Source organism: Micromonospora sp. SD19 (assembly GCF_054462275.1).
The window spans coordinates 251,448-277,355 of record NZ_JBTLMN010000005.1; the positions used below are offsets into that span (position 1 = coordinate 251,448).

Consider the following 25,908-nt stretch of genomic DNA (forward strand, 5'->3'; position numbering starts at 1 on the left):
AGCCGCGAGAACCTTCGAAGGAGCACGATGTCTGACCACCCTGCCCCGTCCGCCCGGGCCCGCGCCCTGGTCCGCGGTGCCTACGACACGCACGTCCACGTGGCCCCTGACGTCATGGCGCGGCGGATCGACGATGTCGATCTGGCGTACCGGTGTGCCGAGGTCGGGCTCGCCGGTTTCGTCCTCAAGTCCCATTACGTGGCCACGGCCGAGCGGGCGGCCGTCGTCCGCAAAGTGGTCCCCGGCGTCGACACGCTCGGCGCGATCACTCTCAACGGCGCCATGGGCGGCATCAACCCGGTCGCCGTTGAGGTCGCGGCACGGCAGGGCGCGCGCATCGTCTGGATGCCGACGGTGGACTCCGGAAACCAGCGGCGTAACACCGCCGCCGACCTGCCGGGTGCCACGCCGGCGATGTGGGGGGCGTTCCAAGCCGATCTGCACAGCCAGGGCATCGTGCCGGAGCCGGTCGAGGTCGTCGACGACGAAGGGCGCGTTCTCGAGCGGGTACGCCAGGTGCTGCGGGTGATAGCCCGGCACGACATCACACTCGCCACCGGACACCTGAGTGGCGACGAGATCGTCGCCGTCGTCCGGGCCGCCCGCGAAGAGGGCGTACGCCGGATCGTGGTCACCCATCCCGAGTTCACGTCCCAGCGGCTGCCGGCCGAGCAGCAGCGGGAGTTGGCCGAGGCGGGTGCCCTGTTGGAACGCTGCTTCACCACCCCGCACTCGGGCAAGGTCGCCTGGCTGGAGCTGTTCGCCACCATCCGGGCGGTCGGCACGGCGCACTCCGTCCTCTCCAGCGACCTCGGGCAACCCTTCAACCCGCCGGTCGAGGACGGTCTGGCGCTCTTCGCCGACCGCCTGCTCGACGCCGGCTTCACCGATGAGGAGATTCACGTCATGGCTGTGGTCAACTCCCGTCGTCTGGCGATGCCCAAGGCGACGGTGCCAGCATGAGCGCGCGGCGACTGCTTGTGGTGGGTGCCCACTCGGCCGACTTCGTCTGGCGGGCCGCGGGGGCGGTCGCCAAACACACAATGGCGGGTGGTGAGGCTGTCGTGCTGGCACTCTCCTACGGAGAACGGGGCGAGTCCGGCGAGCTCTGGAAAGACCCGAACCAGACGGTGGAGAACGTCAAGCGGCTGCGGCACGCGGAGGCGGAGCGCGCTGCCGCCATGGTCGGCGCCCGCCTGGAGACGTTCGATCTCGGCGACTACCCGTTGCGGATCAGGGACGAGGACATCGACCGCCTGGCCGCGCTGATGCGGGAGTACGCGCCGCACGTGGTGGTCACCCACCCGGACCGCGATCCCTTCAACCCGGATCACCCGGTGGCGCACACCGCAGTGGCGACCGCCCGGCAGCTCACCGCGGGAGCCGGGGTGTCCAGCGGCTTCCGGACCGCCCCGCCCTCGGAGTTCCTGGTCTTCGAACCGCACCAGCCCGAGCTTTGTGGGTTCGTCCCCACCGTCTTCGTCGACATCACCGATGTGATGGCGGCCAAGCAGGAGGCGATGGCGTCGATGGGCGCCCAGGGCTACCTGCGCGACTACTACACGCAGCGGGCCGATCAGCGTGGTAACCACGCCCGCCGGGTGACCGGCGACCCCGGCATTCGGCAGGCCGAGGCGTTCCAGCGATTGATCCCGAACGTGGTGGGGGCTCTGTGAGCGAGTTTCGTGACGTGGCGGTCGTCGGACCGGGTGTGATCGAGACATTGGCTGCCGGCGGGGTGGCGACCGTCTACGAGGCTGCCGGCAGGTCTGGCCTGCTCGACGTCGACCTTGTCCAGATCGTTCCGGGCACTCGGGTCGCCGGTGTGGCCCGGACCGTCCGCTGCGGTCAGGACGACAACCGGGCCGTGCACGAGGCGATGACGCTGGTGCGCCCCGGCGACGTGCTCGTGCTCACCATGCCCGAGCCCGCCCCGGTAGCCCTGATCGGTGAGCTGCTGGCCAGCCAGGCCAAGGTCGCTGGCGCGGCGGGCCTGCTGGTGGACGCGGCGGTACGCGACGTGGATGAGCTCCGGGAACTCGGGCTGCCGATCTGGGCCCGATGGCAACGGGTCCGAGGCGCGACCAAGCGGGCGCGGGGCTCGCTCGACGTCGCGGTCCACCTGGGTGGGACGACCGTCAACCCGGGAGACGTGGTGGTGCTCGACGCCGACGGTGCCGTGGTCGTAGCGCGGGAGAGTGCGGCCGAGGTGGCCGCCGCGACGCGGAGTCGGATCGAGAAGGAGACGCGGCTGCGGGCCCGGCTGGATGCCGGTGAGTTCAGCTACGACCTACACGGAATGCGGGCGCAGGACGAGGCCGCCGGGTGAGCAGGAGCGCCGATCGTCGGGCGCCGAGCAGCGGCAGTTGCAGAAGTCCGGCGAGGGCTGAGCGCTTCGGCTTTCACCCAGTGAAAGCGCCAGTCCCCACCGTGGGCACCACACGCGATGCTGCGACTCCATCGACGTCCGTGCGCATGGAGGTCCGGTCTGATGGCATTCGCGCGTAACCAGTGGTATGTGGCGGCCTACGGCAGTGAGGTGGGGCGCGGCCTGCTCGCCCGCACGGTGCTCGGTGAGCCGTTGGTGCTGTACCGCACCGGTGCCGGGAAGGCGGTGGCGCTCGCCGACCGGTGCGTGCACCGGCGCTTCCCGCTCTCGGAGAGCCGGCTCGACGGCGACACGATCGTCTGCGGCTACCACGGCTTCACCTACGACCCGAGCGGTGCGTGCGTCTTCGTACCCGGTCAACAGCGCATCCCGCGTACCGCGCGGGTGACCTCGTTCCCGGTGGTGGAACAGGACTCCTTCATCTGGGTCTGGATCGGCGACCTGGACCGGGCCGACCCGGCCGCGATTCCCCGCGCACCCTGGCTCGCCGACCCGCGCTACGCGGTGGTGCGGGGCATGGCGCCGCTGAACGCGCGGTACAGCCTGCTGGTGGACAACCTCCTGGACCTGTCCCACGAGACCTACCTGCACGGCGGCTACATCGGCACGCCGGAGGTGGCGAACACCCCGATCACCACCGAGGTGGACGAGGACCGGGCGATCGTCTACGTCAGCCGGCACATGGACGACGCCGAGTGCCCGCCGTTCTACGCGCGCTCGACCGGGATCCAGGGCCGGATCACCCGGTGGCAGGACATCGAATACCACCCGCCCTGCCTCTACCTCCTGCACAGCCGCATCGCGCCGCAGGGTGTCTATCCGCCCGCCGAGGGCGAGGACAGCGAGGCGTTCCACGCCGAGATCGTGTACGCCATCACCCCGTCGACGGAGCACACCACCTATGACTTCTGGGCGGTGGCGCGCGACTTCGCCATCGACGACGAGTCGGTCAGTGAGTACCTGCACCACAGCAACCACACGGTGGTCATGCAGGACGTGACCGCGCTCAACATCCTGGAGCAGGTGCTCGTGACCGAACCGGACCGGTACCAGGAGTTGAGCATCAACATCGACACCGGTGGCCTGGCCGCCCGGCGGCTGCTGGCCCGGATGGTCGGGTCGGGGACGGTGGGAGCGGCGCGGTGACGTCCCGGGCCGGCACGCTCACCGGGGAGCGGGTCTACCGGATCCACTGGGTGCCCGGCACCGACACCCTGCGCGGGATCTGCCACTGTGGTGCCGAGCGCCTCGCCGAGGAACCGGTCGAGTTGTGGGAGTGGCTGCTCGCCCACCCGCAGGGCCACCAGGGCCTGGCCGTGCCGGTGCCCGGCCCGCCGAGGCGGCTGGCGATGCGCGGGTGACAGTGGACGCGCTGACCGGAGTGGAACTGGTGGTCGCCGGACGCGATCAGGTGGCCGCCGACGTGGTGGCGCTGCGCCTGTGTCGTGCCGACGGCGGTGAGCTGCCCGAGTGGACGCCCGGCGCGCACATCGACCTGGAGTTGGGCGGCGGACTGGCCCGTCAGTACTCCCTCTGTGGCGACCCGGCGGACCGGTCCGTGCTGCGGATCGCGGTGCGGCGCGACCCGGACGGACGCGGCGGCTCCCGGCTGGTGCACGAGCGGCTCACCGTCGGCGCGACCGTCCGGGTGAGCGGACCCCGCAACACCTTCCCCCTGGTCCCGGCGCGGCGGTACCTCTTCGTCGCCGGTGGCATCGGCATCACCCCCCTCGCGCCGATGGTCGCCGCCGCCGACGCCGCGGGCGCGGACTGGCGGCTGGTGTACGGGGGACGCACCCGCGCCACCATGGCCTTCGCCACCACCCTGCGGGAGAAGTACGGCGACCGGGTGAGCCTGCACCCGCAGGACGAGACCGGGTTGCTTGACCTGGCCGGGTTGCTGGGCCGGCCCGGCACCGGGCTCGTCTACTGCTGTGGGCCGGAACCACTGATCACCGCGGTGGAGGAGCTGTGCCGCGGTTGGCCTCCCGGCTGCCTGCACGTCGAGCGGTTCACCGCGCGGGGCGACACCGGCGCGCCGGACACCACGATCGAGGTCGAACTCGCGCTCTCCGGGCGGACGGTGACGGTGCCGCCGGGCACGCCGATCCTGCGGGCGGTGGAGGAGGCCGGCGTGCAGGTCCTCTCGTCCTGCCGGGAGGGCACCTGCGGTACCTGCGAGACCCCGGTGCTCGCCGGCGTGCCGGAGCATCGCGACAGCCTGCTCACCGCGCAAGAGCGGGCCGCTGGCGACACCATGATGATCTGCGTGTCCCGGGCCCGTACGCCCCGACTCGTGCTGGAGCTGTGAGCGCCCGGCGTGGGCGGGGATGATGACGGGGTGCGCGCAGAGCCGGGGCGGTCGGTGACGAGCAAGGTGCTGGCGCTGCTCGACGCGTTCAGCCCGGCTACTCCGGCGTTGACCCTGAGCGAGTTGGCGCGGCGCACCGGGATGCCACTGCCCACCGTGTACCGGCGGGCCGCGGAGCTGGTCGCGTGGGGGGCGCTGGAGCGCGGCGACGACGGCCGGTACCGGATCGGTCTGCGGCTGTGGGAGGTGGGTTCGCTCGCTCCGCGGGGCCTGGGGCTGCGGGAGCTGGCCCTGCCGGTGATGGAGGACCTGTACGAGGTGACCCACGAGAACGTCCAGTTGGCCGTGCGGCAGGGCCTCGAACTCGTCTTCATCGAACGGATCGCCGGGCGGCACGCGGTGCCCGTGCTCACCCGGGTGGGGGGTCGCTTCGCGTTGCACGCCACCGGGGTCGGGTTGGTCCTGCTCGCCCACGCGCCCGCCGAGGTGCAGGAGCAGGTGCTGGCCGCGCCGCTGGAGCGGTACACCGAACTGACCATCACCGACCCTCGGCGGCTGCGCGGCTGCCTCGCCGAGGTGCGCCGGGTCGGGTACGCGGTCAGCGACCGTCAGGTCACCATGGACGCCCTGTCGGTGGCCGCGCCGATCCGCGTACCGGAGGGTGTGGTGGCGGCGATCTCACTGGTGGTCGCCCACGACCGGGCCGACCCGGTGGCGCTGGCCCCGCTGGTACAGGCCGCCGGCCGGGTGGTCTCCCGGGCGCTGAACAACGCCACCGGCCCTGCCGTCTGATGTAGACAGACTGCAAATCGTTGACGCCCGGTCAAATTCTGCATTACGTTGCCGGTGCGCGTGTTACTCCCCACCTTCGTGCGCGGATCGGCATCGACGAAAGGGAGCACCTCATGGCACTGGACGGCAAAGTCGCCATCGTCACCGGCGCCGGGCGGGGTCTCGGCCTCGCCTACGCGCAGGAGTTGGCGCGCCGCGGCGCCTCGGTCGTGGTCAACGACGTCGACGCCGAGGCCACCGCCGAGGCCGTGGCGGCGATCGAGGCGTCCGGCGGCCGGGCCGTCGCGGTGGTCGCACCGGTCGGCCCGACCGAGACCGCGAAGGAACTCGTCAGCACGGCCGTCGAGCGCTTCGGTCGGCTGGACATCCTCGTCACCAACGCCGGCGTGCTGCGCGACACGGTGCTGTGGAAGATGAGCGACGACGACTTCGACACCGTCATCAACGTGCACCTGCGTGGCACGTTCACCACTGTGCGTGAGGCGGTGCGGAACATGCGGCAGGCCGGCGAGGGCGGGCGGATCATCTGCGTCGGGTCACCCACCGGGCAGCGCGGCACCTTCGGCCAGACCAACTACGCCGCCGCCAAGGCGGGCATCGTCGGCATGGTCCGTACCTGGGCGCTCGAACTCCAGCGGGCCGGCATCACCGCCAACGCCGTCGTACCGGTCGCGGCGACAACGATGACCGCCACCGTCCCCTACTTCGCCGCGGCGGTGCGGGCCGAGGCGAACGGCGAGCCGATGCCCGCGTTCTTCCGGCACGAGCTGGGGTTCGGCACGGCGGACGACGCGGCCGGGCTCGTCGCGTTCCTCGGCTCCGACGCGGCGGCCTCGGTGACCGGGCAGGTGATCGGGGTCGGCGGCGACCGCCTGCAGATCTGGACCCACCCCGAGGCCGCGCTGACCGCGCACCGCGAGGGCGGCTGGACGTACGACGCGCTCGTGCAGGCCTGGCCGACGACGTTCGCGGGTGCCGCGCAGAGCGTCGGTGAACGCTTCCCGAAACTCCCCGAGGAGTTCGAGCCCCCGACGTCCTGACCGGCCCGAACAGCCCCGCCGACGGAGGGTGGCCCGATGTACCAGTCCGCGATCGACCTCGACGACGTCACGGCGATCGACATGCACGTGCACATCGAGGTCGACGACCACGGGCACACCTCACTGCCCGAGCCGCTCGTGGCGGCGGCGTCGGCGTACTTCAAGACGGACGGCCCACGGCCCGCTGTCGACGCGGTGGCACAGTACTACCGCGAGCGGCGGATGGTGGCCGTCGTCTTCACAGTGGACGCGCGTACGCAACTGAAGCACCAGCCGCTGTCGAGCACCGCCATCGCCCGCGCGGCGGCCGAGCACGCCGACGTGCTCATCCCGTTCGGGTCGGTCGACCCGCGCACCGGGGGAGCGGCAGTCGAGCTCGCCGACCGGCTGATCCGGGAGGAGGGGGTCCGGGGCTTCAAGTTCCACCCCACGGTGCAGGGCTTCGATCCCCGCCACGACGAGTACGCGCCACTGTGGGGCCTGCTGGAGCGGGCGGGGGTCCCGGCGCTCTTCCACACCGGGCAGACCGGCATCGGCGCGGGTACGCCGGGCGGTCACGGTCTGCGGCTCGGCCTGTCGAATCCGATGCTGCTCGACCCGATCGCCGCCGACTTCCCCGACCTGCAGATCATCATGGCGCACCCGTCGGTGCCCTGGCAGGACGAGGCGTTGTCGGTGGCCACGCACAAGCACAACACCTGGATCGACCTGTCCGGCTGGAGCCCGAAGTACTTCCCGGCCGAGTTGGTGCGCTACGCGAACTCGCTTCTGAAACGACGGGTGCTCTTCGGCACCGACTACCCGATGCTCACCCCCGACCGGTGGCTGCGCGACGTGCAGAGCACCGACCTCAAGCCGGACGTGCTCCCGGGCATCCTGAAGGACAACGCGGCCCGACTGCTGGGCCTTGCCGCCCGGTGACGACGAGAGGACATGCGATGACGACGACAATCACCTACGACCGGCTCGGCGACCTCGCCGGCACCGACCTCGGTCACACCGGCTACCGCACCGTCACCCAGGACCAGGTGGACCTCTTCGCCGACGCGACCGACGACCACCAGTGGATCCACGTCGACCCGGAACGCGCGAAGACCGGCCCGTTCGGCGCGCCGATCGCGCACGGCTTCCTCACCCTCTCGCTGGCGGTGCCCTTCTGGACCGAGTTGCTCGAGGTCAAGGGTGTGACCACGAAGGTGAACTACGGCCTCGACAAGGTGCGTTTCCCCGCACCGGTGGTGGTCGGGGCGCGGGTGCGGATGCGGGCCACCGTCGCCGAGGTGGTCGAGGTTCCCGGCGGCTACCAGCTCACTGTCGACCAGACGATCGAGATCGCGGGCGGGAGCAAGCCGGCGGTCGTCGCGCGAGGGCTGTACCGCTTCTACGCCTGAGCCCGGGGGCGACCGTCGAGCCGGGCGAGCACACCACCTCCACCCCCGGGAGAATGATGATGCAGCAGCACGGAATCGGCGCCTGGGTGGCCAAGCGCCGGCTCAAGTCCCCGGACCAGATCGCGATCATCCACGACCGTTCGCCGCTGACCTACGGACAGTTCGCCGACGCCACGGACCGGATCTCGGCGGTGCTGCGGGAGCGGGGCGTCGGCAAGGGCGACCCCGTCGCCTACCTGGGCGAGAACAGCCCCGAACTGCTCGAGGTGATGTTCGCGGCGGCCCAGGTCGGTGCCGTCTTCGTGCCGATCAACACGCGGCTCGCCGTCCCCGAGATCGCCTACGTCCTCGCCGACTGCGGCGCGCGGGTGCTGATCCACGACCCGGATTTCGCGGTGCCGGTGGCCGCCGCCGTGTCGGCCGCCCGGACCCCGTACGTCATCGTCAACGGCGACGGCACCGCGGACCGACCCGGGCTGGCGTACCTGACCCGGGCGGCCGCCGGCCTCACCGACCATGCCGACACCACCCACGAGGATCCGGCGGCGATCGTCTACACCTCGGGCACGACCGGCCGGGCCAAGGGCGCGGTGCTGACCCACGGCAACCTCACCTGGGTGGCGCTCAACTGCGTGGTCGACTACGACGTCGTCTCCACCGACGTCGCGCTCATGATCTCGCCGCTGTTCCACGTCGCCTCGCTCGGGATGGGCGCCCTGCCGGTGATCCTCAAGGGCGCCACGATGGTCATCGAGAAGGGCTTCGAGCCGGGGCGCGCGCTCGCGCAGATCGAGCGGTACGGGGTCACCATGCTCAGCGGCGTACCCACCACCTACCAGCTGATGGCCGACCACCCCGCCTGGGCGTCGACCGACCTGTCGACGTTGACGAAGCTCACCTGCGGAGGTTCGGCGGTGCCGGCCAGGATCCTCAACGCGTACGAGGCGCGGGGTCTGTCGTTCTCGCAGGGTTACGGCATGACCGAGGCCGCGCCGGGGGCCACCGCGCTGCCGCCGGCGATGACCCGCGTCAAGCAGGGCAGTGTCGGCCTGCCGCACTTCTTCACCGACGTGCGGATCACCGACGCGGCCGGCGCGGTGGTGCCCACCGGCGTCGTCGGTGAGATCGAGGTCGCCGGACCCAACGTCTTCCCCGGCTACCACGGGCTCGCGGAGGCGACCGCCGAGGCGTTCACCGCCGACGGGTGGTTCCGCTCCGGCGACCTCGGCCACCTGGACGCCGACGGCTACCTCTACATCACCGGCCGCCTCAAGGACATGATCATTTCGGGGGGCGAGAACATCTACCCGCTCGAACTCGAGCAACTGCTCACCGAGGTCGATGGGGTCACCTCGGCGGCGGTCATCGGCGTACCGGACGAGCGTTGGGGGGAGGTGCCGTGGGCGATAGTGACAGTACGGGAGGGCGCGTCAGTGGACACCGCCACCATCCGGGCTCACCTCGACGGCAGGATCGCGCGCTACAAGCTGCCGAAGAACGTCGTCATCGTGGACGAGCTGCCGCGGACGGCGTCGGGGAAGGTGCGGAAGGCCGATCTGCGGGCCCGATTCGGCGCCTAGCCGCGGGCCGGGCCGCGACGAGGTCGGCGAACTCCGCCGCGGACGCCCCGGCCAGCTTCTCGTGCATCCGGCGGTAGGTCTCCACCGACCTGGTGGCGGGCCACTGCGCGTCCATGAACTCGGCGGGCAGCCTCGGATCGGCGCGCAGCAGCGCAAGCCAGTCCGCCACCAGCATCGTCCGTACGGTGAGGGCGCTCGGCGCCAGCGTCGCCGCGGACGGGTCGTCCCACACGTCGATGAAGGCGAGGTGGGCGCGCCGGATCGCCTCGATGTCCCACGCCGCGCGTACGCTCTCGCCGATCGGGAACCCGGCGAGTTCGCGGGCGTGGAAGGCGACCACGGTGTTGGGTGCGAGGTCCTGGCGCAGCGGCTCCAACGACCCGGCGAGGTCGACCTCGCCGGGCGCGAGCCAGAGCCCGTCGCGGATCGGCGCGAAGCCCTCCCAGGTGAGGGTGGAGCGCAGCCGGTGCCGCAGCATCCGCTGCCCCTCCGGGATCGAGAAGGTGACCAGGGTCCAGCCGCTGCCCTGCGGGTCGAACGGCCGGGGGCCGCGAACGCGGTCCTTCGCCTCGCGCAACACCGCCGCGCCGTGTTCGGTCAGCGAGAACAGCGTCTCCCGGCCGCTGCGGCTACGGGCGAGGATGCCGCTGTGCACGAGCCGGTCGAGGGTCGCGCGGGTGGCCGGCGCGGCCACGTCCGCACCCTCCAGCACGGTGATCAGGACGCTCGCCCGGATCGGCCCGGTGTCACCGTCGACGACGTGCTCGCCGAAGAAGGCGAGCAACAACTGCTTCGGCTGACGACTACCCACAGCCCTTCCCTTCGGCGAACTCGTTGACCTGGCCGTCGGTCACGGCGCGGATCACGGGGCCACCGCCTGCCCGCGCTTGGCCCGCTGGATCTGGTCGTAGACGTGCGTCCGCAGTTGCGTGAAACGGGGCAGGGCGCGGGTCGTGATCTGATCGCGCTCCGGCGGCAGGTCGATCGCGAGGTCCTCCTGGACCCAGGTCGGCGACGTGGACAATACTAGAACCCGCTGACCGAGATACACCGACTCGTCGATGTCGTGGGTGACGAAGACAACTGAGATGCTGCGGCTGGCGTGCAGCTCCCGCACCAGGTCCTCCAGGTCGGCCCGGGTCTGCGCGTCCACCGCGGCGAACGGTTCATCCATGATCAGGACGTCGGGCTGGTAGGCGATCGCCCGCGCGATCGCCACCCGCTGTTGCATCCCCCCGGAGAGCTGCCACGGGTGGCTGCGTGCGGCGTGCGCGAGGCCCACCGCCTCAAGGGCGTCGACGACCAGCCTGCTCCGGGCCGCGCGGGTCAGCTTCTTGTGCCGCAACGGAAGCTCGACGTTGCCGCGCACGGTGAGCCAGGGGTAGAGGCTGCGTCCGTACTCCTGGAACACGACGGCCATCGCCGGGCTGGGCCCGGTCACCGGCGCGCCGTCCATCTCGACCACGCCGCTGGTGGGCCGCAGCAGGCCGGCCAGGCACTTCAGCAGGGTGGTCTTGCCGCACCCGGACGGCCCGACGACGCAGATGAGCTCACCGGCGTCCATCGTGAAACTGATGTCCCCGATCGCCTCGACGTCGCCGGTCGCGGACTCGTAGACCTTCCGCAGGTGCTCCACCCGCAGCAGGGTGCGCCGGTCAGACACGGTTGACCTCCCTGATTCCGTGGTACCAGCGCAGCACGCGCCGTTCGACGAGACCGAAAGCGACGGCGAGGAAGACGCCGACGAGACCGAGCAGGAGGATGCCGCTCCACATCTCGGCGATCAGGTAGTTGCGCTGGAAGTAGGCGATCCGGTAGCCGAGGCCGGACGACGAGGCGAACATCTCGGAGATGACCATCAGGATCAGCGCCACCGAGAGGGCCTGGCGGACCCCGGCCATGATCCGTGGGCTGGCGGCCGGGAGCACCAGGAACCAGAGCCGCTCCCACCAGGAGACCTGGAACGATCTCGCGGTCTCCTTCATGACGCTGTCAGTGCCCCGGACACCCTCGATGGTGTTCAACAGGATCGGCCACACCGCGCCGGAGACGATCACGACCACCTTCATGGTGTCCGTGATCCCGAGCAGGAGCATGGCCACCGGGATCAGCACCGGTGGCGGGATGGCCCGGAGGAACTCCAGCAACGGTTCGAGGAGGTCCCGCAACCACTGGGTCAGGCCGATGACGGTGCCGGCGGCGATGCCGACCACGATCGACGCGGCGATGCCGATGCCGAGGCGGGTGAGGCTCGACAGCACGTCCTCGACGAACGCCGGCCCGACCCAGGTTTGCCGGAAGGCCTCGGCGATCGTCAGCGGGTCGGGGAAGAACGTGCTCGTCGCCCTCGTCGCCACCACACCCCAGAGCACCAGGAGCAGAATCGGCAGCCCCAGCGGGTAGGCGAGGCCCGCCGCGATCCGGGAGCCGACCGTCCGACCACGCCGCGTGGCGGCGATCCGCCCGGTGTACGCGGTCACAACGGCTCCTCCCCTCGTACTGACTGGTGCCACGACAGCACCCGACGCTCGACGAACCGGAAGACGATGTTCACCGTGAGGCCGAGCAGGCCGGTGACCACGACCAGCGCGTACAGGCCGGGGGCGTCGCCGGCGGACCGGGACAGTTCGATCATGCGCCCGAGGCCGGGGTTGCCGATCACCATCTCCGCGGTGATGGCGAGGATGAGCGCGACCGCCGCCGCGAGCCGCAGCCCGGTCATGAGGTACGGCAGGGTGGTCGGCAGGACCAGGTGCGAGAGTTGCTCCCGCCGGGTCAGGCCGAAACTGCGGGCGGTGTCGCGGGCCACCGCGTCGACGTCGGCGACACCGTAGATCACCTGCACGAACACCTGCCAGAACGACGCGTAGATGATGATGACGAGGGCCGCCTGCCGCTGGATGCCGAACATCAGCACGGCGAGCGGGATGAGGGCGACCGACGGGATCGGCCGCAGGAACTCGACCATCGTGTGGGTCGCGCGCCGCAGGAAGGGCACCAGCCCGACGACGGTGCCGAGGACGACGGCGGCGATTGTCGCCACCGTCAGGCCGATCGCCCAGGACGTCATGGTGCTGCCCAGCCGCCGCCAGAACGCGAGGTCGACGAGCTGCTCGAACAGCCGCGCCAGCACGTCCGTCACGTACGGCAGATACAACGGGTTGATCAGGCCCAACGTCGGGATCAGTTGCCAGATGAGGAGGAAGCCGGTCAGGCCGACGACGCCCAGCATCGCCCTGCGCAACGCGCGCAGTCGTCGGGTGGAGGGAACGCGCATGTCACTCCCGTCGTCAGGCGGTGCGGCGAGGCCCTCCCCGCACCGGGGCCGGGGAGGGCGGGATCGCGCCGGCTACTGCTGCTGGATGAGACGGTCGAGGTTGGGTTGCTTGTCGAGCACCTTGTACTTCAGGGCGAGTTCGGCGAGCGTCTGCAGGCTCTGCCGGTCGACGTCCCAACCGAACTCCGGCAGCCGCACCGAGTCGGCCACCGGTGGCGGCAGCTCCAGGTTGTCCTTGATGGCCTGCCGCAGCGCCGCCTCGTTGGCGGGGTCCTTGGCCCACTCCAGCGTCTTCTTCATCGCCGCCGTGAAGTCCTCGACCAGCTTGGCGTCCTTCTCGGTGCGTTCCTTGGTGGTGATGGTGGTGAGCGTGGTCAGGCCGGGCACCACCGCCTGGTAGGGCGCGACGACGAAGGTGTCGCCGCGGCCCTTGAGCTGCGTGACGAAAGGCTCCGGCACCCAGGCGGCGTCGATGTTTCCGGATTCGAGTTGGGCCGGGGCGTCCGGGAACGCGACCTCGACGAACTTGATCGTCGACGGATCGCCGCCGTCCTTCTCGACCGCCGCCATGATCGTCACGTCGCCGGCGGCGCCCAGGCTGTTGACCGAGACCCGTTTGCCGGCGAGGTCGGCCGGCCGCTTGATGCCGGACTTCGCCGAGGCCACCACGGCGTTGATGTCGTCGCCGTCGGCGTACGAGGAGGCGTAGTTGCCGATGATGACGACACCGAGGTCGCGCAGGTCGGCCCGGAACGGGCCGAACGGCTGGCCGATCGCGAAGTCGATGTCGCCGTTCATGAGCGCGGGAATGGCCTGCGCGCCGCCCTGGGCGGGCAGCACCTCGACCTGGAGGCCGCGTTCGGCGAAGAGGCCCGCCTTGATGCCACCCCACAGCGCGGCGGTCTCGGTGATGGGCAGCGCCGCGACCCGGACCGGGCGCAGGTCGCCGGAGTCCTGATCGGACGGTGTGGAGGCGTCGGAGTCGGTACATCCGGTGAGGGCGATCGCGGTAGCGGCGATCAGCCCGAGAGCCATGACCTTCTTCATTGACGAGGCCCTTCCTGGGCGGGGGTGGTGGGTGCGTCGGAAGTCGGCGGATGCCTCGGATCTGCAGGTGAACTACCGCTGCGTGGGGGCGCACGCCGCTGTGGTGGCCATGGTCAGTCACGCCGGCATTGAAAGTCAATAATTTCTGACGCCCGTCATGGATAAGTTGAACAACGCGACGTCACGCCGGCTCCCGTTCACACCTCGGGCAGGCCCACGTAGTTCTCCGACAGGCTCCTGGCGTACGCCTCGGAGGTGGTGACATACCTCAGCGTGGCGATCTGCAGCTTCGACTCGTACGGGTCGTCGCGCTCCAGCCGGTGCAGCATGGAGGTCATCCACCAGGAGAAGTGCTGGGCCCGCCAGACCCGGCGCAACGCCGTGGCCGAGTAGCCGTCCAGCAGATCGGTGCGGCCCTCGTCGTACCACGCGGCGAACGCGTCACCGAGTAGCGCGACGTCGGCGAGAGCCAGGTTCATTCCCTTGGCGCCGGTCGGTGGGACGATGTGGACGGCGTCCCCGGCCAGGAACAGCCGCTCCCACCGCATCGGCTCGACCACGAAACTGCGCATTGGCGTGATGGACTTCTCCAGGATCGGCCCCTCGTTGAGTGACCACCCCGGCACCGTCTCCAACCGGGTCCGCAGCTCCGCCCAGATCCGCTCGTCCGGCCACGCGGCGATGTCCTCGTCCGGTGCGACCTGCAGATACAGCCGGGAGATCTCGGGGGAGCGCATGCTGTAGAGGGCGAAACCACGCTCGTGGTTGGCGTAGATGAGCTCGTCCACGGCTGGCGGCGCGGCGGCGAGGACACCCAACCAGGCGAAGGGGTACGCCCGCTCGTAGGTGGTCAGCACACCCTCGGGCACCGCGCCCCGGCTCACCCCGTGGAACCCGTCGCAGCCGGCCACGAAGTCGCAGCGCAGCTCCTCGTCGCGCCCGTCGCGTCGAAAGTGGACCACCGGCGAGTCCGAGTCGAGACCGTCCAGACGTACCACGTCGGCCTCGAAGAGAATCGAGCCACCGGCCGCGAGCCGGGCGGCGATCAGGTCCTTGACCACCTCCTGCTGCCCGTAGACGGTGATCGCCCGCCCGGTCAGGTCCGCCATCGGCACCCGGTGCGACTCCCCGGCGAAGCGCAGCTCGATGCCCTCGTGACGCAGTCCCTCCCGGCGCAGCCGTTCACCCACACCGCTGCGACAGAGCAGGTCGACCGAGCCCTGTTCGAGCACGCCCGCCCGGAGCCGGTGCTCGACGTGGTCGCGGCTGCGGCTCTCCAGCACCACGGACTCGATGCCGCGCAGGTGCAGCAGGTGCGACAGCATCAGCCCCGCCGGTCCCGCGCCGACGATGCCGACCTGGGTACGCATCTCCGGCATGCTCCTCTCCTCCGGTGTCAGAACGGGTAGCGCGTGATGGTGCCCCGCACGGTGAGCCACTGCGTCTCGGTGAACGCCTCGACGTTCGCCGCCGGCCCACCGAACCGCGAGCCGGTTCCGGACGCGCCCACCCCACCGAACGGCGCCACCGCCTCGTCGCTCACCGTCTGGTCGTTGATGTGCACGATTCCGCTGGGGATCCGGTCGGCGAGCGCCATCGCCTTCATCACGTCGCGGCTCAGGATGCCCAGTGACAGGCCGTACTCGGTCTGCTGGGCCAACTCCACCGCCTCGTCCTGGTCGGTGAACGTGATCACCGGCGCGACCGGGCCGAAGACCTCCTGGGCGTACGCCGGGGTCGCGGGGGTGACGTCGGTGAGCACCGTCGGTCGGTAGAACAGCCCCTCGTACGTGCCCCCGGCCGCCAGCCGGGCGCCCGCGTCGACGCTTGCCGTGACCAGTGCGTGGATCTTGTCGCGCTGGCGCTCGTCGATGATCGGTCCGAGCGCCACCTGCTCCTTCGCCGGGTCGCCGACGGGCAGGTGGTTCGCCTTCTCCGCCAGCCGCTCGACGTACCGTTCGGACAGGCTCTCGTGCACCAGGTGCCGGCCGGTGGTCATGCAGATCTGGCCCTGGTGCAGGAACGACCCCCAGGCTCCGGCGGAGACCGCGAGGTCCAGGTCGGCGTCGTCGAGCACGATCAGCGCCGAGTTGCCACCGAGTTCGAGGTGGGCGCGTTTGAGGTGGCGTGCCGCCGCCTCGCCGACCAGGCGACCGGCCGCAGTCGAGCCGGTGAAGCTGATCACCCGCACGTTCGGGTCGGCCACCAGCGCCTCGCCGACGTCGACCCCGCCGGGCAGGACGTGCAGCAGCCCGTCGGGCAGGCCGGCCTCCTCGAAGACCCGGGCGATCGAGATGCCCCCGCAGACCGCCGTGCGCGGATCGGGCTTGAGCACCACCGCGTTGCCCAGCGCCAGGGCCGGGGCGACGGATCGGGTGGCCAGGATGAGCGGGAAGTTGAACGGCGCGATGACTCCGACGACGCCGACGGGCAACCGGCGAGCCAGGCTGAGTCGCGGTTGGGTGCTCGGAATGATCTCGCCGAGCGGGTGCGAGGCCAGCGCCGCCGCCTCGTAGCACTCCTGTGCCGCGGTGTCGGTCTCCACGCCGGCCTTGGGTGCGATGGACCCGGCCTCCCGCACGATCCAGTCGCCGATCTCGGCGGCGTGCCGCTCGAACAGGTGCCCGGCCCGGCGCAGCACCGCGGCCCGCTCGGCGTATCCGGTGGCGGCCCAGGCGCGCTGGGCGGCGGCGGCGCGGGCGCAGGCGCGCGTCACGTCCTCGGCGTTCGCCACGCCCACCTGGGCGATCTCCTCGCCGGTGGCGGGGGACCGCACGGGCGCCGTGCCGCCGGCCGGTTCCACCCAGCCGTCGCTGTGCAGCGTGCCCTGCCAGGTCATGGCGTCCAGCAGTGTCATGGCGGTCCTCCTCGGAGCGTGGGGCCGGTGGGGTGGTGACGGTGACCCGGTGGGCTCTCCGTTCGCGCGCAGGGGCCCAGACGTGTTCGCTGACCGAACGGGCGTTCTCTGTAAGAACGTTGGCACGTGGTCGCTCCCGCGTCAACGCATCGTCGACGGTGAGCGCCGAGCACTGTGGACGGCGTGGGCCGGGCCCGGTGAACCTGTCGTTGACTGATGCCATCCGCCCGTCGTACGTTCGATATGAGCACGGCAGTCCGCATAGCGAACAGCGGGCAGCACTGTTGTCGCGGGAGGCGGGAGGCCCATGGCGAAGCTCGTCTCGCTGGCCGAGGGCGTGGCGCAGCTGGTCCACGACGGTGACGTGGTGGCCCTCGAAGGGTTCACCCACCTCATTCCGTTCGCCGCCGGTCACGAGATCATCCGTCAGGGGCGGCGGGACCTGACCCTCGTGCGGATGACCCCCGACGTCATCTACGACCAGCTCATCGGCGCCGGCTGCGCCCGTCGCCTGGTCTTCTCCTGGGGCGGCAACCCGGGCGTCGGGTCGCTGCACCGCTTCCGCGACGCCGTGCAGCACGCCTGGCCGCGCCCACTCGAACTGGAGGAGCACAGCCACGCGGGCATGGCGAACCGGTACGTCGCCGGGGCGTCCGGGCTGCCGTTCGCCGTCCTGCGCGGCTACACCGGCACCGACCTGCCCCGGCACACCACCAACATCCGCCCCATCACCTGCCCGTTCACCGGCGAGACGCTCACCGCCGTCCCCGCCCTGCGTCCCGACGTGACGGTGGTGCACGCCCAGCGCGCGGACCGCAACGGCAACGTGCAGATGTGGGGCATCACCGGGGTGCAGAAGGAGGCGGTGCTCGCCGCCCACCGGTCACTGGTCACCGTCGAGGAGATCGTGGACGAGTGGGAACCCGTACCCGGGCAGGTCGTCCTGCCCGGCTGGGCGGTCACCGCGGTGGCCGAGGTGCCCGGCGGCGCACACCCCTCCTACGCCCACGGTTACTCGGTGCGTGACAACGACTTCTACCGGGACTGGGACGCCGTCAGCCGACACCGCGACACCTTCCGCGCCTGGCTGGACGAGCACGTGCACAGGGCCGGCGCGGCGGCATGAGTCAGCGCAGCGAGCGAGGGGAACGCGATGGCGGACTGGACCGCGGACGAGATGATGACCGTCGCCGCGGCGCGGCAACTGCGCGACGGCACCGCCTGCTTCGTCGGGATCGGGTTGCCCAGCACGGCGGCGAATCTCGCCCGGGCGACGCACGCCCCGAATCTGGTCCTCATCTACGAATCCGGGTGCCTCGGCGCGAAGCCGGACCGGCTTCCGCTCTCCATCGGCGACGGGGTCCTCGCCGACACCGCTGACGCGGTGGTGTCGGTGCCGGAGGTGTTCAACTACTGGCTCCAGCCCGGCCGGATCGACGTGGGTTTCCTGGGCGCCGCCCAGCTCGACCGGTACGGCAACATCAACACCACCGTCGTCGGCGGTGACTACGACACCCCGAAGGTCCGGCTGCCCGGAGCCGGTGGCGCCCCGGAGATCGCCGCCTCCTGCGGCGAGGTCGTGGTCATCGTGCGGCAGGACCTGCGGACGTTCACCGAACGGGTCGACTTCGTCACCTCGGTCGGGTACGGGACGGGCCCGGGCGACCGGGAACGGCTCGGCCTGCGCGGCGGCGGTCCCCGCGTGGTGATCACCGACCTCGGCGTGCTCGAACCCGACCCGGTCACCCGCGAACTCACGCTGACCCACCTGCACCCCGGGGTGACGAGGGAGCAGGCACGGGCGGCCACCGGCTGGGACCTCGCCGTCGCCGAAGAACCGGCCGCCACTGCGCCACCGACGGCCCACGAACTCGCGGTGTTGCGGGCGCTGGAAGCGACGAAGTCCGACGGGAGACGACAATGACCACTCAGGACACCCGGGCCGGCGGCGGCCTGGTGCTGCCGCGGTACCGACGCGACGACGTCGACGCCCACCCGCCGCTGCTCAGTCCCGGCTACAGGTCGACGGTGGCGCGGGCGCCGAAACACCCACTGATCCACCTGCCGCAGCGGCTCACCGAGATCACCGGGCCGTTGCTGGGGGAGGGGCGGCTCGGCCCGCTCGACCACGACCTGACCCGCCAGCACGACGGCGAACCGCAGGGACAGCGGATCATCGTGCACGGCCGGGTCCGCGACGGTGACGGTCGACCGGTACCCCGCACGCTCGTCGAGATCTGGCAGGCCAACGCCGCCGGACGGTACCGCGACGCCCGCGACACCTGGCCGGCCCCGCTCGACCCCCACTTCACCGGGGTGGGTCGGGCGCTGACCGACGACCAGGGGCGGTACCGGTTCATCACCGTGCAGCCCGGCGCGTACCCCTGGCGTAACCACGACAACGCCTGGCGGCCGGCGCACATCCACTTCTCCCTCTTCGGCCGCGCGTTCACCCAACGGCTGGTGACGCAGATGTACTTCCCGGGCGACCCGCTCTTCTTCCAGGACCCGATCTTCAACTCGGTCCGCGACCCGAAGGCCCGGGAACGGATGATCGCCCGGTACGACCACGCCACCACGACACCGGAGTGGGCGCTGGCGTACGAGTTCGACATCGTGCTGCGGGGCCGGGAGAGCACCCCCTTCGAGGACGAGGACGACGATGAGTGAGCGGTTGGGTGTCATGCCCGCGCAGACCGTCGGGCCGTACCTGCACATCGGCCTGCGCTGGCCCGACGGCCCGTACGTCGTGCCCGAGGGCACGCCCGGCGCGTTCTGGATCAGGGGCCGGATCGTCGACGGCACCGGGACGCCGGTGGTGGACGCGATGGTGGAGAGCTGGCAGGCCGACCCGGACGGCCGGTTCGACCACCCGGACGACCCTCGGGGGGCCCGGCCGCCAGTGCTCGCCGGCTTCCGCGGATTCGGGCGCAGCGAGACCGACGGGCAGGGGTGGTACCGGTTGTTGACAGTCAAGCCGGGGGCGCTGCCCGATCCGGAGGGCGGCACCGAAGCCCCTCACCTCACCCTGTCCGTCTTCGGGCGTGGGCTGCTGCACCGCCTCGTCACCCGGCTCTACTTCCCCGACGAGCCGGCGGCGAACGCCGTTGACCCCGTGCTGCGCGGCGTCGACGCCGACCGCCGCGACACCCTGCTGGCGACACCCGCAGCGGACGGGTTCCGGTTCGACATCCACCTGCAGGGCGCGCATGAGACCGTCTTCTTCGCCGTCTGACGGGCTGCTCGGCGGCCTCTCCGGCACCTCGGACGTCGACGCGGAACTCAGCGACCCGGCAGTGCTCCAGGCGATGCTCGACGCGGAGGCCGCGCTGGCCCGGGCCGTGGCGGACGCCGGCATCATGCCCGCACCGGCCGCCGACGCGATCGTCGCGCAGTGCCGCGCCGAGCGGTACGACCCGGGGGCCCTCGGCAGGGCGGCCGACGCCACCGGCAACCCGGTCGTTCCGCTGGTGGGTGAGCTGACCGCCGCAGTGCCGGAGCACCACCGGGCCTGGGTGCACTTCGGAGCGACCAGCCAGGATGTGCTGGACACCGCGCTGGCCCTGGTGGCGGTGCGGGCGCTCGGGCCGCTGCTGCGGCACCTCGACACCGCGGTGGACGCCGCCGCCCAGCTGGCCGACGCCCACCGGGACACCGTGATGGTCGCCCGGACCCTCGGCCAGCAGGCGGCACCCACCACGTTCGGGCTCAAGGCCGCCGGCTGGTTGACCGGGCTGGCCGAGGCCCGGGACCGGCTGCGGCAGGCCGGCGTCGCGCAGCCCGCGCAGCTCGGTGGCGCGGTCGGCACCCTGGCCGCGTACGGCCCGGCCGGCGCCGACGTCGCCGAGCGGTTCGCGGCGCACCTGGGCCTCCCGCCGAGCCCGCTGCCCTGGCACACCCGCCGGCAGCCCTGGCTCGACCTGGCCACCGCCCTCGGTGGGCTCCTCGTGGCCGCCGGCAAGGTCGCGCTCGACGTCGGCCTGCTCGCCCAGAACGAGATCGCCGAGGTCGCCGAGGGTGGCGTCGGCCGGGGCGGCTCCTCGGCCATGCCGCACAAGCGCAACCCGGTGGACTCGGTCCTCGTCACCGCCGCGACACGACGCGGTCCCGGTCTCGTCGCCACCGTGTTCGCCGCGGCGGTGCAGGAGCACGAGCGGGCCGCCGGCGCCTGGCACGCCGAGTGGGAACCACTGCTCGACCTGCTGCACGTGACCGGTGGCGCCGCCGCGCGGTGCGCCCGGATGCTCGTCGGGCTGCGGGTCGACGCGCGGCGGATGCGGGCGAACCTCGACGCGACAGGGGGCGTCCTGCTCGCCGAGGCGGTCGCCGCGCGACTGACGCCCGCCGTCGGTCGCCGCGCCGCGCACGACCTGGTGACCCGTGCCGCCGCCGCGCCCTCGTTCCGCGCCGCGCTGCTCGCCGACCCCGAGATCCGCGCTCACCTGTCCGACACCGAGATAGCCGAGGCGCTCGACCCGCACCGCTGGCTCGGCTCGGCCGGGCGGTTCGTCGACAGGGCCCTTGTCGCCGTTCGGGGAGCGGACGGATGACCGCCCGGCTGCATCTCACCGTCGACGGTCCGGCCGTCGCCCCGGTGCTGCTGCTCGGCAGTTCCCTCGGCACCGCCGCCGCGATGTGGGACCCCCAGGTGCCGGCGCTCGCCCAACGGTTCCGGGTCATCCGGTACGACCACCTGGGCCACGGGCGCTCGGCGGTGCCGCCCGGGCCGTACACGCTGGACCTGTTGGGCCGGGAGTTGCTGCGGACGCTGGACGACCTCGACGTGCCGTGGGTCCACTACGCGGGGCTGTCCCTCGGCGGCATGGTGGGCATGTGGCTCGCCACGTACGCGCCCGAGCGGGTGCGCCGGCTGGCGCTGCTCTGCACGTCGGCGTCGCTCGGCCCACCCGAGCAGTGGCGGGACCGGGCGGCGACGGTGCGGGCCGAAGGGTTGCCGACGATCGCCGACGCGGTGGTGGCCCGCTGGTTCACCCCGGCCTTCGCCGCCGCCCGGCCGGAGGTGGTCGCCGCCCACCGCGCCATGCTGACCGCGACGCCCCCGGACGGGTACGCCGCCTGCTGCGAGGCGATAGCCGCGATGGACCTCCGACCCGACCTCGGCCGGGTCGCCGCGCCGACGCTGGTCATCGCCGGCACGGACGACCCGGCCACCCCGGTGCCGCACGCCCGCGAGATCGTCGGACGCATCCCACGGGCTCGGCTGGCCGTGCTCGACGCGGCGGCGCACCTGGCCAACGTCGAGCAACCCGAGCAGGTGTGCCGACTCCTGTCGGAGCACTTCCAGGAGGGACGTGATGAGGAATGAACGACAGCGAGCGGCACGAGGCGGGCATGACGGTACGTCGACAGGTGCTGGGCGACGCGCACGTGGACCGCGCGGTCGCCGGCACCGACGAGTTCACCGCCGACTTCCAGGACTTCATCACCCGCTACGCGTGGGGCGAGGTGTGGAGCCGGCCCGGCCTCGACCGGCGTACCCGTAGTTGCATCACCCTCGCCGTGCTCGCCACCCTGCACCACGACGACGAGTTGGCGATGCACGTCCGGGCCGCGCTGCGTAACGGGCTGAGCCCGCAGGAGGTGGCGGAGGTCCTGCTCCAGGTCGGCGTCTACGCTGGTGTACCGGCGGCGAACCGGGCGTTCACGGTGGCCCGGGAGATCCTGCGGCAGGAGGCCGGGTGAGTGTGAGCGAGGAGGCGACCAGGTCGCCGGAGTTCGTTCAGTCGCTGGAGCGCGGCCTCGCGGTGATCCGCGCGTTCGACGGCGACCATCCGCAGCTCACCCTCAGCGAGGTGGCCAGGAGGACCGGGTTGACCCGGGCCGCCGCGCGCCGGTTCCTGCTCACCCTGGTCGAGCTGGGCTACGTGCACACCGACGGGCGGCTCTTCTCGCTGCGGGCCCGGATCCTCGAACTCGGCTACGCGTACCTGTCCAGCCTCAGCCTGCCCGAGGTCGCGCAGCGGCACATGGAGGCGCTGGTGGCGCGGGTGCACGAGTCCTGCTCGGTGTCGGTGCTCGACGGCGACGAGGTCGTCTACGTCGCCCGCGTGCCCACCAAACGGATCATGACGGTGGGGATCAGCGTCGGCACCCGGTTCCCCGCGTACGCCACCTCCATGGGCCGGGTGCTGCTCGCCGCGCAACCGGCGGACTGGCTCGACGACTACCTCGCCACGGCGCAGCTGCGCCCGCTGACCCGGCGCACCGTCACCGACCCGGCGAAGCTGCGCGCCGTCCTCACGAAGATCGCCGCCCAGGGGTACGCGATCGTCGACCAGGAGTTGGAGGAGGGGCTGCGCTCGGTGGCCGCGCCGATCCACGGCGAGAACGGTTCGGTGATCGCGGCGGTGAACGTCTCCGCGCACGCCACCCGGGGGTCCTTCGAGATGATCCGCCGGGAGCTGCTCCCGCCGCTGCTGGCCGCCGCGAAGCGGATCGAGGAGGACATCCGTGGCGGTCTGAGCCGGTCACCGACGGCCGACGGGCTCAGCTCAGCGTGAGGGCCGGCGCGGTGACCGCCCGGGCCGGGCGCCGCAGATACCATTCGGCCACCGCAAGGTTGATCAGCCAGCCGGCGACCACCAGGCCGGCCCGGAGGTTCCCGTCGGGCTGTTCGCCGACCGCGATGAGGTACGGCGCGTGGGTGAACGCCTGGGTGCCGGCGCCCAACCCGATCGCGTAGCCGCGCACCATCCACCTGCGGTGCCGGTCGATGTCCCGGCGCAGCACGGCGGCGAGACCGAGCAGGATCGCACCGGCCATGACCGAGCCGAAGACGAGCCGCATGCCGGCGAGCACGTCGTTGTCGTGGGCCGGCAGGTCGTACCCGACGGCCATCCACATGCCGCTGAACGCGACAGTCAGCCCGCACGGCACGAGCACCCGACCGGCACGGCGGTGCCAACGGTGGCGGCGCAGCCGGGGTACGAACTGGAACGCGCCCAGGACCGTGTAGACCACCGCGCCGACGATGTGCAGCACCACCGGCAGCGGATCGGCGACGAAGCGGGCGTTCTCCGGGGTGACCTGCGGCCCGGTGCCCAACTCGGTGAGCCGTCCCGCTCCGGCGAGCATCGGTATCAGGCCCAGCAGGATCAACGCGGCCGGCAGCCGCCACTCTCGCATCGTCATGCCACCGATGATGGACGCCGCACCAGGCCCCGCTCATCGGCACATGGGCCGCGATCCGGTCGGCCCATGGTCGGACACCGCCGTCGTACCTATGTCGCTCACCAGTGCCGCCGGCCGCGGTTGGTCTCGTACGCCCACATCGCCACCTCGACCCGGTTACGCACCCCCAGCTTGGTCATCAGGCTGGTCACGTGCGACTTGACGGTGCTCAACGTGATGTGCAGCTCCGCGGCGATCTCCTGGTTGGTGCGTCCCCGCGCGACGGCGACCAGGACCTGCTCCTCCCGGTCGGTGAGCGCGTCGATGGGCTGCTGGCGCGGCGCGGCCGGGTCCGCGTCGGCGAACGCCTTCAACAGCCGGGTGGTGACGCTCGGCGCGATCAGCGCGTCCCCGTTGGCTGCCGCGTGCACGGCCTGGCTGAGCAGCTCGGGACCGGCCTCCTTGAGCAGGAAGCCGCGGGCGCCGGCCCGCAGCGCCGCGTACACGTACTCGTCGAGGTCGAAGGTCGTGATGACGACCACCGCGAGCGGCTGCGCGACCGTTGGGCCGGCGAGCGCCCGGGTGGCCTCGATGCCGTCCATGCCGGGCATGCGAATGTCGAAGAGGCACACGTCGGGGCGCAGCCGCCGGGCGAGCTCGACCGCCTGCCGGCCGTCGCCCGCGCCGCCGACGACTTCGATGCCGGGCTGAGTGTTCAGGATGATGGTGAGGCCGGTGCGAACGATCTCCTGGTCGTCCGCCACGAGCACGCGAACCGTCACGCGCCGACCCCCTGGCGCGGGAGCACCGCCGTGACCGTCCAGCCACGGTCGGGATTGGGCCCGGCCTGGCAGGTGCCGCCGAGCAGGTCGGCGCGTTCCTTCATGCCCGTCAGGCCGAAACCGGGTGCGCCGGTCGGCCCGGCGGCCCCGGCCTCGCCGTCGTCGCTGACCCGCAGCCGCACCGACGTGTCGTCGGCCGCGACGCTGACCTCGATGCGGGTGGCGTGCCGGGCGTGGCGACGGGCGTTGGTGACCGACTCCTGGGCCAGGCGGTAGAGCGCGGAGCCGACACCGGGCGCGAGGTCGTTGAGGTCGCCGCGCAGATCCACCTCGACATTCGGCCCGGTGCGGAACTGGCCGGCGAGCCGCCCGATGTCGGCGACCTGCGGGCGGGGCTCCCGGTCGGCGGGCTGGTCGTGGCGCAGGACGCGGACCATCGCGCGCATCTCGGCGAGCGCACGGGACGCCTCGGCCTCGATGGTGCGCAGCGCCTCGACGGCGGCGTGCGGCTGGCTCGCCGACACGGCGATGCCGGCCTGGGCGCGGATCGCCATCGCCGACACGTGGTGGGCCACCGTGTCGTGCAGGTCGCGGGCGAGTCGTTCCCGTTCCAACAGCTTCACCCGATCGAGCTCGCGCAGCCGGGCGGCGGCCCGGAAGCGGATCGCGACACCCAGCGTGGCGGCGGCGAACATCACCGCGAAGCCGGCGACGAGTTCCCCGCCGTCGATCGAGCCGACCACACCGGCGGCGGTCACCTTCGCCACCACGAAGAACGACCCGATCACGGCATCGCGACCGGAGCCCCACCGCAACAGCGCGTAGACCAGCAGGACCAGGAAGCTCGCCGTGAACAACTGACAGGGATCGCCGGGCAGCACGAACGGGGCGACGGTCGTGCCGCCGAACGCGATCACCACCATCGCGAGCGGCCTGGTCCGTCGCCAGAGGATGGTGGGCAGCAGCGCGAGCGCGACGACGACGCAGCCCACCCGCCACGGCAGATCGGGTCGGAGAGCGCCTTCCACCAGCATCGCCGGCGTCAGGACCGCGATCACCGCCCAGTCGCGCCACAGCCGGGACGGGGCGGGTGAGACACGCGGCTCGGCCAACACCGCGTGCAGGCGAGGGTGCATGGGGTCCATCGTACGAACGGTGGTGCGACTCCAGATCGTCCCAAAGTACGACAGCTGGCTACCGGGTGGCCTGCCTCGCCGGGTGAGGAGGCGTCCCGCACGGAAGCTGAAGTCTGGTCCGGACGGCGGTGCCGGCACCGGTTGCCAGTAGATCTCGGTGGCGTTACGTTGAGAC

29 protein-coding genes are annotated in these 25,908 nt (G+C 71.7%); 19 read left to right on the forward strand and 10 right to left on the reverse strand.

Translation table 11 applies throughout. The annotated features are described in order from the left end of the window. Positions 1 to 27 precede the first annotated feature (27 nt). The 11 genes from ACX27O_RS19005 (at position 28) to ACX27O_RS19055 (ending at position 9,503) form a co-directional block, all read left to right on the forward strand. On the forward strand, positions 28 to 963 hold the full coding sequence (locus ACX27O_RS19005; RefSeq protein WP_210857447.1) for a DUF6282 family protein: 936 nt from the start codon (positions 28 to 30) through the stop codon (positions 961 to 963). After that, positions 960 to 1,676, forward strand: a complete 717-nt coding sequence (locus tag ACX27O_RS19010; RefSeq protein WP_210857446.1) for a PIG-L deacetylase family protein — start codon at positions 960 to 962, stop codon at positions 1,674 to 1,676. Before ACX27O_RS19005 ends, ACX27O_RS19010 begins: the two co-directional genes overlap by 4 nt. Then, positions 1,673 to 2,329, forward strand: coding sequence for a 4-carboxy-4-hydroxy-2-oxoadipate aldolase/oxaloacetate decarboxylase (locus ACX27O_RS19015; protein WP_210857445.1), 657 nt, complete (start codon positions 1,673 to 1,675; stop codon positions 2,327 to 2,329). Before ACX27O_RS19010 ends, ACX27O_RS19015 begins: the two co-directional genes overlap by 4 nt. A gap of 162 nt (positions 2,330 to 2,491) precedes the next feature. Next, the gene (locus tag ACX27O_RS19020; protein ID WP_210857444.1) at positions 2,492 to 3,535 is read left to right on the forward strand and encodes an aromatic ring-hydroxylating dioxygenase subunit alpha; all 1,044 of its coding nucleotides are present in this window, start codon (positions 2,492 to 2,494) and stop codon (positions 3,533 to 3,535) included. Further along, entirely contained in the window at positions 3,532 to 3,750 is a 219-nt protein-coding gene (locus ACX27O_RS19025) for a hypothetical protein (RefSeq protein ID WP_210857443.1), read from the forward strand. The genes ACX27O_RS19020 and ACX27O_RS19025 overlap by 4 nt, the downstream gene beginning before the upstream one ends. After that, on the forward strand, positions 3,747 to 4,700 hold the full coding sequence (locus ACX27O_RS19030) for a PDR/VanB family oxidoreductase (protein ID WP_307857729.1): 954 nt from the start codon (positions 3,747 to 3,749) through the stop codon (positions 4,698 to 4,700). The genes ACX27O_RS19025 and ACX27O_RS19030 overlap by 4 nt, the downstream gene beginning before the upstream one ends. Before the next feature lie 30 nt (positions 4,701 to 4,730). Beyond that, positions 4,731 to 5,492 (forward strand): IclR family transcriptional regulator, encoded by a 762-nt coding sequence (locus tag ACX27O_RS19035; protein WP_458939824.1) that lies wholly within the window; start codon positions 4,731 to 4,733, stop codon positions 5,490 to 5,492. Positions 5,493 to 5,605: 113 nt separating this feature from the next. Continuing rightward, positions 5,606 to 6,532 (forward strand): SDR family oxidoreductase, encoded by a 927-nt coding sequence (locus ACX27O_RS19040; protein ID WP_458939825.1) that lies wholly within the window; start codon positions 5,606 to 5,608, stop codon positions 6,530 to 6,532. A gap of 36 nt (positions 6,533 to 6,568) precedes the next feature. Beyond that, positions 6,569 to 7,453: an amidohydrolase family protein gene (locus ACX27O_RS19045; protein ID WP_030330717.1), complete on the forward strand. Its 885-nt coding sequence runs from the start codon at positions 6,569 to 6,571 to the stop codon at positions 7,451 to 7,453. Positions 7,454 to 7,470: 17 nt separating this feature from the next. Further along, the gene (locus ACX27O_RS19050; RefSeq protein ID WP_210864516.1) at positions 7,471 to 7,923 is read left to right on the forward strand and encodes a MaoC family dehydratase; all 453 of its coding nucleotides are present in this window, start codon (positions 7,471 to 7,473) and stop codon (positions 7,921 to 7,923) included. 59 nt (positions 7,924 to 7,982) lie between these two features. After that, positions 7,983 to 9,503: an acyl-CoA synthetase gene (locus ACX27O_RS19055; RefSeq protein WP_358127366.1), complete on the forward strand. Its 1,521-nt coding sequence runs from the start codon at positions 7,983 to 7,985 to the stop codon at positions 9,501 to 9,503. Here ACX27O_RS19055 and ACX27O_RS19060 read toward each other — a convergent pair. The 7 genes from ACX27O_RS19060 to ACX27O_RS19090 form a co-directional block, all read right to left on the reverse strand. Continuing rightward, positions 9,427 to 10,314: a PaaX family transcriptional regulator gene (locus tag ACX27O_RS19060; protein WP_036411154.1), complete on the reverse strand. Its 888-nt coding sequence runs from the start codon at positions 10,312 to 10,314 to the stop codon at positions 9,427 to 9,429. The two genes, ACX27O_RS19055 and ACX27O_RS19060, sit on opposite strands and share 77 nt — an antisense overlap. 51 nt (positions 10,315 to 10,365) lie before the next feature. Then, positions 10,366 to 11,166: an ABC transporter ATP-binding protein gene (locus ACX27O_RS19065; protein WP_030330711.1), complete on the reverse strand. Its 801-nt coding sequence runs from the start codon at positions 11,164 to 11,166 to the stop codon at positions 10,366 to 10,368. Further along, positions 11,159 to 11,983, reverse strand: coding sequence for an ABC transporter permease (locus ACX27O_RS19070; RefSeq protein WP_458939826.1), 825 nt, complete (start codon positions 11,981 to 11,983; stop codon positions 11,159 to 11,161). The genes ACX27O_RS19065 and ACX27O_RS19070 overlap by 8 nt, the downstream gene beginning before the upstream one ends. After that, the gene (locus tag ACX27O_RS19075) at positions 11,980 to 12,780 is read right to left on the reverse strand and encodes an ABC transporter permease (protein WP_051708302.1); all 801 of its coding nucleotides are present in this window, start codon (positions 12,778 to 12,780) and stop codon (positions 11,980 to 11,982) included. The genes ACX27O_RS19070 and ACX27O_RS19075 overlap by 4 nt, the downstream gene beginning before the upstream one ends. Positions 12,781 to 12,852: 72 nt before the next feature. Then, positions 12,853 to 13,827 carry an ABC transporter substrate-binding protein gene (locus tag ACX27O_RS19080; RefSeq protein WP_030330705.1) on the reverse strand — a complete coding sequence of 325 codons (975 nt, stop codon included), beginning with the start codon at positions 13,825 to 13,827 and terminating at the stop codon, positions 12,853 to 12,855. A gap of 197 nt (positions 13,828 to 14,024) precedes the next feature. Further along, positions 14,025 to 15,206: a 4-hydroxybenzoate 3-monooxygenase gene (gene pobA / locus ACX27O_RS19085; RefSeq protein WP_245233590.1), complete on the reverse strand. Its 1,182-nt coding sequence runs from the start codon at positions 15,204 to 15,206 to the stop codon at positions 14,025 to 14,027. A gap of 17 nt (positions 15,207 to 15,223) precedes the next feature. After that, positions 15,224 to 16,684 (reverse strand): benzaldehyde dehydrogenase, encoded by a 1,461-nt coding sequence (locus tag ACX27O_RS19090; protein WP_458939827.1) that lies wholly within the window; start codon positions 16,682 to 16,684, stop codon positions 15,224 to 15,226. A gap of 307 nt (positions 16,685 to 16,991) precedes the next feature. Between ACX27O_RS19090 and ACX27O_RS19095 the strand changes: the two genes are divergently transcribed. The 8 genes from ACX27O_RS19095 to ACX27O_RS19130 are packed head-to-tail and all read left to right on the forward strand — an operon-like array spanning position 16,992 to position 23,205. Continuing rightward, the gene (locus tag ACX27O_RS19095; RefSeq protein ID WP_030330700.1) at positions 16,992 to 17,810 is read left to right on the forward strand and encodes a CoA transferase subunit A; all 819 of its coding nucleotides are present in this window, start codon (positions 16,992 to 16,994) and stop codon (positions 17,808 to 17,810) included. 27 nt (positions 17,811 to 17,837) lie between these two features. Next, positions 17,838 to 18,608, forward strand: a complete 771-nt coding sequence (locus tag ACX27O_RS19100; RefSeq protein WP_360054416.1) for a CoA-transferase — start codon at positions 17,838 to 17,840, stop codon at positions 18,606 to 18,608. Beyond that, positions 18,605 to 19,354, forward strand: coding sequence for a protocatechuate 3,4-dioxygenase subunit beta (pcaH, locus tag ACX27O_RS19105; RefSeq protein ID WP_210857437.1), 750 nt, complete (start codon positions 18,605 to 18,607; stop codon positions 19,352 to 19,354). Before ACX27O_RS19100 ends, pcaH begins: the two co-directional genes overlap by 4 nt. Beyond that, positions 19,347 to 19,919: a protocatechuate 3,4-dioxygenase subunit alpha gene (gene pcaG, locus ACX27O_RS19110; RefSeq protein WP_030330694.1), complete on the forward strand. Its 573-nt coding sequence runs from the start codon at positions 19,347 to 19,349 to the stop codon at positions 19,917 to 19,919. Before pcaH ends, pcaG begins: the two co-directional genes overlap by 8 nt. After that, positions 19,894 to 21,234, forward strand: coding sequence for a 3-carboxy-cis,cis-muconate cycloisomerase (gene pcaB / locus ACX27O_RS19115; RefSeq protein WP_358127385.1), 1,341 nt, complete (start codon positions 19,894 to 19,896; stop codon positions 21,232 to 21,234). Before pcaG ends, pcaB begins: the two co-directional genes overlap by 26 nt. Then, entirely contained in the window at positions 21,231 to 22,010 is a 780-nt protein-coding gene (pcaD, locus tag ACX27O_RS19120; protein ID WP_458939828.1) for a 3-oxoadipate enol-lactonase, read from the forward strand. Before pcaB ends, pcaD begins: the two co-directional genes overlap by 4 nt. Then, on the forward strand, positions 22,007 to 22,387 hold the full coding sequence (gene pcaC / locus ACX27O_RS19125) for a 4-carboxymuconolactone decarboxylase (RefSeq protein WP_458939829.1): 381 nt from the start codon (positions 22,007 to 22,009) through the stop codon (positions 22,385 to 22,387). The genes pcaD and pcaC overlap by 4 nt, the downstream gene beginning before the upstream one ends. After that, a complete protein-coding gene (locus tag ACX27O_RS19130; RefSeq protein WP_458939830.1) occupies positions 22,384 to 23,205 on the forward strand; it encodes an IclR family transcriptional regulator in 822 nt (273 codons plus the stop codon). The genes pcaC and ACX27O_RS19130 overlap by 4 nt, the downstream gene beginning before the upstream one ends. Here ACX27O_RS19130 and ACX27O_RS19135 read toward each other — a convergent pair. The 3 genes from ACX27O_RS19135 to ACX27O_RS19145 form a co-directional block, all read right to left on the reverse strand. Continuing rightward, positions 23,192 to 23,836: a DUF2306 domain-containing protein gene (locus tag ACX27O_RS19135; RefSeq protein ID WP_210857561.1), complete on the reverse strand. Its 645-nt coding sequence runs from the start codon at positions 23,834 to 23,836 to the stop codon at positions 23,192 to 23,194. The two genes, ACX27O_RS19130 and ACX27O_RS19135, sit on opposite strands and share 14 nt — an antisense overlap. Before the next feature lie 98 nt (positions 23,837 to 23,934). Beyond that, complete coding sequence (locus tag ACX27O_RS19140; RefSeq protein ID WP_030330683.1) at positions 23,935 to 24,597, reverse strand: response regulator; 663 nt, start codon at positions 24,595 to 24,597, stop codon at positions 23,935 to 23,937. Next, entirely contained in the window at positions 24,594 to 25,733 is a 1,140-nt protein-coding gene (locus ACX27O_RS19145; RefSeq protein ID WP_458939831.1) for a sensor histidine kinase, read from the reverse strand. Before ACX27O_RS19145 ends, ACX27O_RS19140 begins: the two co-directional genes overlap by 4 nt. Between the last annotated feature and the right edge of the window lie 175 nt (positions 25,734 to 25,908).